Raw genomic sequence first — 10333 nt, forward strand, 5'->3', positions numbered from 1 at the left:
AGAAACAAAACCTGGCCAGTCAGCTACTAGTGGTCGAGTGCAGCGACTTGTTATGCAATTTGGTTTCCTCCGTCTTTCCTGATGCTTTTACGAATGACTCGGAATACAGATTTCAGCGAATCTCGATCAAGCATTCATTCCGCCTTGCGAGGAAAACCGTTGAATCCACTGAGTGAACAAACTTATGGTTTCATCCTTCGAGCCGCTTCGGAATAATCAACCATTTGAATGATCTGCCTATTTTTTCGCATAACGTAAAGCTCACCCGCCACGATGAAATGGCAGATGAACGGATTAATAGATTTCCTTTTGAGGAACAGAAACAAAACCTGGCCCGTCAGCTACTAGTGGTCGGGTGCAGCGACTTGTTCTGCCGATTTGTTCCCCCCGCTTTTCTCGTTGCTTTCAAGAGCGAATAGGAATCCATCTTTATTGCTCACAACTTATGGAACGTGACACCCGAATTCGTGTGCCTTGCAAGGAAAGCCGATGATTTCACTGAGTGAACAAACTTATGGTTTCATCCTTCGAGCCGATTCGGGATTATCAACCTTTCTGGAAGTGCTAAGTTTTTTTGCAGAACGTAAAGCACACCGGCAGCGATCATGCGTCGATATGCGAATTAAAGATACAATGACGTAAAACGGTTACCGTCGCAAACTCGACAGCTACTAGCTGTCGGGTGCTGCGACTTGTTCTGCCGATTAGTTTCCCCCGCTTTTCTGGTTGCTTTCAAGTGCGACTCCGAACCCATCTTTCTTGATCACAACCTATGGAACGTGACACCCGAATTCGTGTGCCTTGCGGAGAAAGCTAATGATTCCACTGAGTGAACAAACTTATGGAACGTGACNGTCGCAAACTCGACAGCTACTAGCTGTCGGGTGCTGCGACTTGTTCTGCCGATTAGTTTCCCCCGCTTTTCTGGTTGCTTTCAAGTGCGACTCCGAACCCATCTTTCTTGATCACAACCTATGGAACGTGACACCCGAATTCGTGTGCCTTGCGGAGAAAGCTAATGATTCCACTGAGTGAACAAACTTATGGAACGTGACACCCGAATTCATGTGCCTTGCAAGGAAAGCCGATGAATAATCTGAGTAATCAAACTTATGGTTTCATCCTTCGAGCCGATTCGGAATAGTCAACATTCCTGGAAGTGCTGAGTTTTTTTTGCAGAACGTAAAGCACACCGGCAGCGATCAGGCGCCGATATACGAATTAAAGATACAATGTCGTAAAATCGTTTGCCGTCGCAAACTCGACAGCTACTAGCTGTCGGGTGCTGCGACTTGTTCGACTTGTTATATCTACTCAACTTGTTCACTCTTCCAATGATCATCCAACTCTCGAAGATGCTTACTGTGAATATAATTAACACCTATGCTTGGAACACGAATATATCTCCCAGTAATAACCCAATCATCTTCATTAAAATACGCATTAATGTCTTCAGTATACTTCCTAACTGCTAAATCAAAATATGTAGGGGAAGTGTTGGATGAGAAGATTAGATCATTCGCGGCTCCTCGACCTTCACGAAGAGAGAGGCCATCATCAGTTCGACTTGATTGTGGAGCACCTCTGCAATCAAGAGTAGCGCCTAATTCTCTAATGGCAGGTGTATCACCTATCTCTTCAACTACGGATAGAGTATACCATAGGCCGTCACCATCAGAGGTGATAATGATCACCTCTGAATTAGAGAGACTTGAGGAAAGCAATTTAACTTCTGCCTTAGACGTCTTCTTATGTAATAGCCAAATACCTTCTATATCGGCATCAGACTTATATTCAAGGGTAACCTCTTTGGAGGCATTTTCGCCCTCAGAGATAACAGCCCTATTCTTACAAGAAACAAAGCTCATTACGGACAAGAAAATGATGAACAGTTTTTTCATGATTTTTTGTCGAACGTAAAGCACACCGGCCGTGATGAACCAGTTGCATAAGTTTATAAGTTTCAATCGTGTAGAACAGCCGAAAAACCTGGCCAGTCAGCTGCTAGCGGTCGGGTGCTGCGACTTGTTATGCCAGTTTATTTTTTGGCAATTATGGTCTGCGATACCACTCTTGTAATTGCTGAAGAATATCCGGACTATCATCTAAAATACTTACAACTGAATCCCATGAACTTCGAAGAACTACAGGCACCTCAGAAGTATCTGAGAGACGAATCAGGCTGATAAGAAACACACCACAATAGTAGATCAGAGTAGAATCTCTCTGGCTTATCAAAAGCGCAACTAGTTCATCGATAGCATCAAATGCCTCATGTGGCGACAGCTCTGAAGTGGTCCCCTCGATTAGAGAACTGAAAAACCATTCGTCATGCTGAAGCGCTTGTTCCCAATCCGAAGATAACGCATCAATGAAAGGCTGTATATTTGTGGATGCAGTCATACGCTTCCCATTTTTTGCATAACGTAAAGTTCACCGGCCGCGATGTAAGCGTCGATGACACGATTAAAGTTTCAATTCTGTAGAACAGCCTAAAAACCTGGCCAGTCAGCTACTAGCGGTCGGGTGCAACGACTTGTTAGCTCAGATTATTCTTGTTTATCAATCAACTCATTGGCGGTTTTATCCTTGAGACGATCAGTTACTATGATCATCAGTAGATAAAAGCATATAGCCCAGAGTGCAGAAGCAAGTCCAAATATAGTCCATATTATTCTACTCTTATTACTCGAATACTCACGCTTCCACATCCAGACAGCTGTAACAACACCAGGAAGGCTAGCAGCCAACGTAGTAAGCCAAAGCAAACCAGTAGAATCAAATGATCCTCCCTGCTTCACCATATAAGCAATAGAAACGGGTATTCCCAGTCCTGCCAGAAATGAGCGGACTAAATGGGCTGCTGCGAACCAACAAAGAAATATCTCAAAATTTTTGCGTAACGTAGACAGTGTTTCTGTATTCATTTTTTTAGCTAACGTAAAGTTCACCGGCCGCGATGAAAGCGTCGATGAAACGATTAAAGTTTCAATTCTCTAGAACAGTAGCAAAACCTGGCCAGTCAGCTACTAGCGGTCGGGTGCAACGACTTGTTGGGCTTGTTGATTTTCAGCTTCAATCCTATGGAACCGCCATCCATCGTCAAACTGTGAAAAACTCACAAAATATCCATCATCCACATTGCAATACAGCACAATTAGGCCCTCACCATGAGACTGGCGTGACCCATAATGCTCGACATAGATACTTGCGGTTGTTGACCTGTGAGGATGAAGCAGCGCATACAGCACATTATGTAGGTTAAATTGAGGGTGCGGGACATCACCTGAATTATCATACCAGTCAGCAATCACGTGCTGTGCTTCTAGAGGAATATCCGAACTAATCTCCAAAGGTGGCTTCAGGTATAAACTTCGCAGACTGTAGGTTGAGTAAGCTAGAATAATAAGCGACAAACAGATAACTAGTCTCACCAGTAAAGAGCGTTTCATTTTTTTGCCCAACGTAAAGTTCACCGGCCGCGATGGAAGCGTCGATGAAACGGTTAAAATTTCAATTCTAAGAAACAGTAGTAAAACCTGGCCCGGAAGCTACTAGCGGTCGGGTGCAACGACTTGTTAGCCCAGTTTTTGATTATACTGCTTTGACCTAAAAATGATCCAAACCACATATAGCACTGGTATGGATGTGATTATCCAGAATGTGGCAACATGAAATCTACGAATTGTCTCTATTCTCTCCCAAGACCAACCATCAGCCAAAGTGTCATAAATACGGCAAGAATCTAGCTCACCGATAAAACCGAGAAAAGCTCCTGTGTCGTCAGAACATTGAAATGCCCTATCATGAATAATAAAAGACCATGACGCACTCACGAGCAAGCTTCCGATAATTACGCCGCCGAGAAGCATGAAACAACCATTGATACTGATTTTCAATATGTTTGGTGTAGTCATGCTATTTTTTGGCTAACGTAAAGTTCACCCGTGGCGATGGAAGCTCGGATAAACGGTTAAAGTTTCAATTCTGATTAATGGTCGAAAAACTTGGCAGGTTAGCTACTAGCCATCGGGTGCAACGCCTTGTTCGGCTTGTGTTATTAGAGCATTTCTGGGGCTGTTGCGTTCTAACCATCGACGCTCATACTTGTAGGCCTTAAAGACAAAAACCACCCAATCATTGGCAACTCTGTCATCCAACTTTTTAACGTTCTTAATCCTTGTGGTCAGAAACCAACTTCCTTTCTTAACTCCAGTCTCAATCATCGTAGAATGAATGTCTATTATCTCGATTCCCTTAAGACCTTCGGCAGATATTTTGGCTGTAGTGCCATTAGAAAACACGAATTCTACAGCCACAACTTTAGGGATCTTATGCCGTTTATCTCCATGTGCCAGTCCTCCAATGTCGAAGCTGAAAATAGCTTTCCGCCCTTGTCCATAATCCACCGTAATTTTGGATACCTTGAATGGTATAGTTGAAGTTCCAAAACTTGTTGTTGCGGTAAATATGGCGATGAATATTGCCAGTAGTATTGTTTTCATAATTGTTATTGCCGAACGTAAAGCACACCGGCAGCGATCAGGCGCCAATATGCGAATTATAGATACAATGACGTAAAAGGGTTTGCCGTCGCAAACTCGACAGCTACTAGCTGTCGGGTGCTGCGACTTGTTCGGCTTGATTTGTGCCTAAATTGGAAGATGGTTTACTAAAGGCTAAAATAAAGAGTGCCAATATAATGCAAACCTGCACAAATGCTGCAGGCATCATATAGGTCAGCTCATGGATCCCAGTCCCCAAATCGATCATCAAATCTTTATTAGGGTGCTCACGAATTCCATCAGGTAAAACTACTCCTTGATCTCGTAACTTTGAATACGCCTCAAGTTCACCTAAATCTTGACCTAATCTAAAGCGTATATTCCCGTAATCGCTCCTAAGATAGGACATATGAACAAACCATGAAATGGAACATGCCATTTGGAGTATGGCTATTATTATAAGTTCTTTCTTCATTTTTTGCCGAACGTAAAGTTCACCGGCGTAGAGTGATGGTATCCTTCACTGTGTTGTTAATGGTTAAAACTACCTAAAAAATTTGGCTGCGCAGCTACTCTACGTCGGGTGCAACGACTTGTTAGCTTTTTTGTTTTTTATAGGCCTGCGTATATTTTGCATTTGTATCATGAAACTCCATCCCCAGTTCCTTTAGAAGTATCTTCAGGCTCTTAAAGTCCCAATAAGGAGCAAATTCGCCTAATGGAATAGCTAGCCCTACATTAAAATCCAAACTTATGCTACCAATTATCTTGCTATCTACATCATAAAAAATAAATGCGTGATGCGGCTCAAAAAGACTCTTCTTGGTAGCATCTTCCATGCTTTTGTCTGTAATAGCCTTAAAAAGTCTCTTTATCTGGTTTTTAGACAACGCTTGTGATGTGAGATATATGCCTTTAGATAGTTTCGCTCCATCAACAGCCAGAGCATCATAAACTTTATGATTTTTGTTTTGGGTGTAATCATAGGTAACTGCAATGACTTTCGAGTATTTTAAGCCAGGCCACTCTGATGGCTTATACCTCTTTTGTTTTTGAGCGCTAACGTGAGTAAGTGAAACGACAATCAAAATTAGTGTGATATGGATTCGGAAGTTTTTCATATTATTAGCTAACGTAAAGTTCACCGGCCGCGATGTAAGCGTCGATGAAACGATTAAAGTTTCAATTCTCTAGAACAGTAGAAAAACCTCGCCCGGCAGCTACTAGCGGTCGGGTGCAACGACTTGTTAGCCGTTTTGAATTCTCATTCTTTTGAACTTGAGGAACTTATCTCCACCTACCCCAAAGTTCTTCGACAGCCATAGGGTATCACCCTCAATCATAAATTCGTCATCTATGAACAGATATTTCAGCTTTTCTTTTCCCTTACCCTTCGTGTAATCCATCGTTAACTCCCCATTGCGGATATGATACAACCCCTTATCCGTCTTCACAGAACCATCTTTAGTCCTCACAGTATCAGTGAAGACTCCATTATTACTGAAAATGAGTTGTCGGCTATATCCGCTTTTATCAGAATGCTTCCATTTTCCTATGATATCAGCTTGAAGTTCCTGATCAGCCTTTGGCTTCGCCTCAGGATAATCAAATTGTGCAGACAAAGACAAAATAAGAAGCAGTTGCAAAACTATGACGAGAGGTGTCTTCATATTTTATTGGCTAACGTAAAGTTCACCCGCAGCGATCAAAGCGCAGACAAACGGTTAATGTTTCAATTCTGATTAACTGTAGCAAAACCTGGCACGGTAGCTACTAGCTGTCGGGTGCAACGACTTGTTAGGCACATTCTATTTCGATAGCCCCTAATTGTGAATCCCACCAGATTTCAAAGTAGTGCTGACTAGATCGCCATGTATCCTCTCGATCAATTTGAAGCCATGTCTTGAGCCTAGGCAAACCTTCGATCATTAATTCCGAATATATCTCTTCTTTGTATTTATAGAGAATGGGATATATATATAAGTGTTCCCGCTCTCCAATATATGGACACTTTGAATGATCTCGTGGTGTTGCAGCTCTGATATCACGATTTGTGTATAGAAACTCGACTAATAGCTTTTTAGCGTAGGGATTTCGCAAGACTTCGATGTAAGATTGATATCTAAACGGAGTTTGCAAAAAGTTAAGCGTAATTCTCTTAGAAATCACATCACCAAGGGACATACTCATATCTGTAGCATTTAAGGGGTAGATCGTCCCTTTTGCTAATTTCGCTTTGTGTGATGTCTGTATCATTTTCGCCTAACGTAAAGTTCACCCGCGGCGATGAAAGCCCAGATAAACGGTTAAAGTTTCAATTTTGATTAATGGTCTAAAAACCTGACATGTCAGCTACTAGCCGTCGGGTGCAACGACTTGTTAGGCTGAATTATTTTGTTGCTTCACGGATTAATGCTTCTGGACTCTCAAACATCACATCAACCATCTCAGCTTGTGATTCATCAATTCGCTTAACCAAAACATCGATATCATCAACTTCAATGAGCCGAGGCTTATCGGCGGGGCTCAACCATGTCACGCTTCCCTTAGATGGCACAATCTCATGAGTCGATCCATCCTTGAAGCTTATGATCCACTTGCCACTAGCGCCAGTGTAACTCTGATTACTCGGAAATTCAGAACAGATGATAAGCCAATCAATATTCTTTAGTCCGTCATCAGTTCCTGTCCACAAATATTTAACATATAAATTGCCATATCCACGCCCACTAGATCCTGATGAGGTTCCACCAATCTTACATGCAGGAGTAATTATGACGGCTATGAGGAGAACTGATATGACGAGTAAATTTTTCATGTGCGATGTCTTCATATTATATTGCCTAACGTAAAGTTCACCCGCCGTGATGGAAGCGTCGATAAACGGTTAATCTTTCAATCTTGTAGAGCAGTAGCGAAACCTGACTACTCAGCTACTAGCGGTCGGGTGCAACGACTTGTTCGACGATTTTTTTGTTACTGAAATACGTCTAGAAACAAGGCGCAGCATAATCTGATATATCACTAATGCCATCAATAGCACTCCCAGTGTCAGAAATAAGTTTCCCCACTCAGGTAGAGAGGAACCCAAGAGTTCTTCAATCGGCATACATATCGACGTGAATATAAAAAATCCAGAAGCCCTCAGAGCCTCACGGTGCATACCAATAATGCTACCGTTATCATCAAACGTTTTTAACGGATAAACCCATGCAATAAGAAATAGAGCCAGCGATACACTGAGTCCCGAATGACGGATTTCATCGGCAATCCCAAACGTATCACTCAACCGTAACCATGCTACACCAACAATAAGAATACTCAGTATTGATATTGAATAGAATGTGTATCGTTGAGGTTTGCTATGCATGATATTTTTTGTCGAACGTAAAGTTCACCGGCCGCGATGGAAGCGTCGATGAAACAATTAAAGTTTCAATTCTGTAGAACAGCTGAAAAAGCCTGGCCAGTCAGCTACTAGCGGTCGGGTGCAACGACTTGTTCTGCTTGTTATTATTTCTTCCACTCAGCCTTTAAACCCTTATAAACAGCTAATCTTTTGCGGAACCAAACCCCTGATAAAACCACTCCGATTGGGGCAATTATGATGGCCATGGGTAATAAACCAGTATTTTGTTTAGCTAAGTTTTTAGCAGCAGAGTGTCGACCAGTAGTTCTCACCCCTCGTTCGGCATCATTTTTGGCTGCCCATAATATACAAGGGAGAGCAATAGAGAAAACAATACCCAACATAGGAGCTTTAAGTCTCAGTTTCGCGGCGGCAACATGCTCATCTGTAACCACAGGCACCTGATTCCCAGAAGCAGTAACAGTAGTCGCAGCTTGTAAATTTGGAGACAAAGAAGCCTGTTGTAGAGCGGTTGCTTGTATCCATTCGCTTCCTCCAACGATACAAATCATCTCTTGTGCTTGTATTTGTCCTGACTGTAACATTTGGAGTATTTGAGATTCAGGGTAAGGTCCGTAATTCTGGTTATCGCGGTGTAAGTAGTAGTTATTCATATGATTTTTATTTTTTGCAGAACGTAAAGCACACCGGCAGCGATGTACCAGAAGTGCAAAGTTTAAAGTTTCAATCTCTATTCCAAAGTCGATAAATCCTGGCCCGACAGCTACTAGCTGTCGGGTGCTGCGACTTGTTCGGCTTGTTTTTTGTGGTGCTTGTATATGCGCTCGAAATATTCCTTTTCTCGGGGCAAACGAAATAGTTTACCGTCTGTATGCCCCCGAGGTAGATTTGGACTCTTAATACCAAATGGCTGTGTGCCTTGGTCAAAATACGTTAAGCGATCATCTTCTGAATGATAACGGCCGCAACAAATTAACTCTAGATGAGTATGCTTGCGGCCTCGGAAGGCGACGGAAATATCAATCCACTGCGGAACTCGTTGGTCACGGCAAAGCAAATTAACCACCTCCTTCGCATCTAAATCGTTGTGAATCACGTTATTGTCTTCGGGAAATATTACTTCGTCCGTGGCGCGATTACCATCGTAGGATGAGTTCAGAATCGTAGTATAGCGAAAGTCGTAAGGCAGCTTGTCACGAACCATAGTCAATGCGAATCGCGTTACATAAAACGATGCAGCGTCGAGTCGTAGTCTGAAGTCGGAGGAACGCATGATTTTTTGCCGAACGTAAAGCTCACCCGCCACGATGAAATGGCAGATGAACGGATTAATAGATTTCCTTTTGAGGAATAGAAACAAAACCTGGCCAGTCAGCTACTAGTGGTCGGGTGCAGCGACTTGTTATGCAATTAGTTTCCCCCGTCTTTCTGGTTACTTTCAAGAGCGATTAAGAATACAGATTTTGCTGATCGCTGATCAGAATAATCGCTTAGCCTTACAAGGAAAACCGTTGAATCCACTGAGTGAACAAACTTATGGTTTCATCCTTCGAGCCGATTCGGAATAGTCAACCATTCGAATGATCTGCCTATTTTTTCGCATAACGTAAAGCACACCGGCCGTGATGTAATGGCAGATGGGCGAGTTAAAGTTTCAATCCTCAAAGAACAGTCAGAAAAACCTGGCCACTTAGCTACTAACGGTCGGGTGCTGCGACTTGTTCTGCNTGAATCCACTGAGTGAACAAACTTATGGTTTCATCCTTCGAGCCGATTCGGAATAGTCAACCATTTGAATGATCTGCCTATTTTTTCGCATAACGTAAAGCACACCGGCCGTGATGTAATGGCAGATGGGCGAGTTAAAGTTTCAATCCTCAAAGAACAGTCAGAAAAACCTGGCCACTTAGCTACTAACGGTCGGGTGCTGCGACTTGTTCTGCTGGTTCAATTCTCATAGTTTTAATCTTTGGAATGTCGCTTGTAAAATGATGAAGTTTCGATGTACCTTTAGATGTTTGAACCTCAATCCATCCTGACTTATACTTACTTTTCTTAAACATGAAAACTACTTCATCATCTTTAGTCCTATCATCAATTTGATTGACGTCCCTTATAGGAATAGAAAGAAAGAGCTCATCATCCTCCCAATCACTAGGCTCTATTGAAGCTTTATAAAGGGATGTCAAACTCAACTCCCGCAAAAGGGAATCAGGTATAACTATTGTAGATTTCGGTTTCTTAACAAATAACATTAATTTCTTCACCTTCACTATGGGATTACCATGAATAGTGGCGAAGATGCGGTAGGATCCATCAAATTCAATATTAACGACCGAAACCCTAGTAGGGGCAACAGAGCCTAAGCAGTTTGAAGCAATCGAAATAAAAAGTATGATTTTGAGAAAACAGTTCATTTTTTTGCAGAACGTAAAGCACACCGGCAGCGATGTACCAG

General features: G+C 42.4%; 13 protein-coding genes. All 13 read right to left on the bottom strand.

Annotation, left to right across the window (positions count from 1 at the left end):
• Window positions 1-1310 precede the first annotated feature (1310 nt).
• Window positions 1311-1901 (bottom strand): hypothetical protein, encoded by a 591-nt coding sequence (locus tag HW115_RS18800; RefSeq protein WP_178935028.1) that lies wholly within the window; start codon window positions 1899-1901, stop codon window positions 1311-1313.
• 151 nt (window positions 1902-2052) lie between these two features.
• Window positions 2053-2403: a hypothetical protein gene (locus HW115_RS18805; protein ID WP_178935030.1), complete on the bottom strand. Its 351-nt coding sequence runs from the start codon at window positions 2401-2403 to the stop codon at window positions 2053-2055.
• Between the two features lie 146 nt (window positions 2404-2549).
• Window positions 2550-2927 carry a hypothetical protein gene (locus HW115_RS18810; protein ID WP_178935032.1) on the bottom strand — a complete coding sequence of 126 codons (378 nt, stop codon included), beginning with the start codon at window positions 2925-2927 and terminating at the stop codon, window positions 2550-2552.
• 102 nt (window positions 2928-3029) lie between these two features.
• Window positions 3030-3452: a hypothetical protein gene (locus HW115_RS18815; protein ID WP_178935034.1), complete on the bottom strand. Its 423-nt coding sequence runs from the start codon at window positions 3450-3452 to the stop codon at window positions 3030-3032.
• A 570-nt stretch (window positions 3453-4022) separates the two neighbouring features.
• The gene (locus HW115_RS18820) at window positions 4023-4505 is read right to left on the bottom strand and encodes a hypothetical protein (RefSeq protein WP_178935036.1); all 483 of its coding nucleotides are present in this window, start codon (window positions 4503-4505) and stop codon (window positions 4023-4025) included.
• A 106-nt stretch (window positions 4506-4611) separates the two neighbouring features.
• Window positions 4612-4980: a hypothetical protein gene (locus tag HW115_RS18825; RefSeq protein ID WP_178935038.1), complete on the bottom strand. Its 369-nt coding sequence runs from the start codon at window positions 4978-4980 to the stop codon at window positions 4612-4614.
• 121 nt (window positions 4981-5101) lie between these two features.
• Window positions 5102-5626, bottom strand: coding sequence for a hypothetical protein (locus tag HW115_RS18830; protein ID WP_178935040.1), 525 nt, complete (start codon window positions 5624-5626; stop codon window positions 5102-5104).
• Window positions 5627-5752: 126 nt separating this feature from the next.
• Window positions 5753-6175, bottom strand: coding sequence for a hypothetical protein (locus HW115_RS18835; RefSeq protein ID WP_178935042.1), 423 nt, complete (start codon window positions 6173-6175; stop codon window positions 5753-5755).
• Window positions 6176-6894: 719 nt separating this feature from the next.
• Window positions 6895-7323, bottom strand: coding sequence for a hypothetical protein (locus tag HW115_RS18840; protein ID WP_178935044.1), 429 nt, complete (start codon window positions 7321-7323; stop codon window positions 6895-6897).
• Window positions 7324-7434: 111 nt separating this feature from the next.
• Complete coding sequence (locus HW115_RS18845) at window positions 7435-7875, bottom strand: hypothetical protein (protein WP_178935046.1); 441 nt, start codon at window positions 7873-7875, stop codon at window positions 7435-7437.
• A 143-nt stretch (window positions 7876-8018) separates the two neighbouring features.
• Window positions 8019-8528, bottom strand: coding sequence for a DUF4339 domain-containing protein (locus HW115_RS18850; protein ID WP_178935048.1), 510 nt, complete (start codon window positions 8526-8528; stop codon window positions 8019-8021).
• Window positions 8529-8641: 113 nt separating this feature from the next.
• The gene (locus tag HW115_RS18855) at window positions 8642-9181 is read right to left on the bottom strand and encodes a hypothetical protein (protein WP_178935050.1); all 540 of its coding nucleotides are present in this window, start codon (window positions 9179-9181) and stop codon (window positions 8642-8644) included.
• 607 nt (window positions 9182-9788) lie between these two features.
• Window positions 9789-10333: hypothetical protein (locus HW115_RS18860; protein ID WP_227021675.1), on the bottom strand; the 545-nt coding region annotated here is incomplete at its 5' end.

This window comes from Oceaniferula marina (assembly GCF_013391475.1).
Lineage (GTDB): Bacteria > Verrucomicrobiota > Verrucomicrobiia > Verrucomicrobiales > Akkermansiaceae > Oceaniferula > Oceaniferula marina.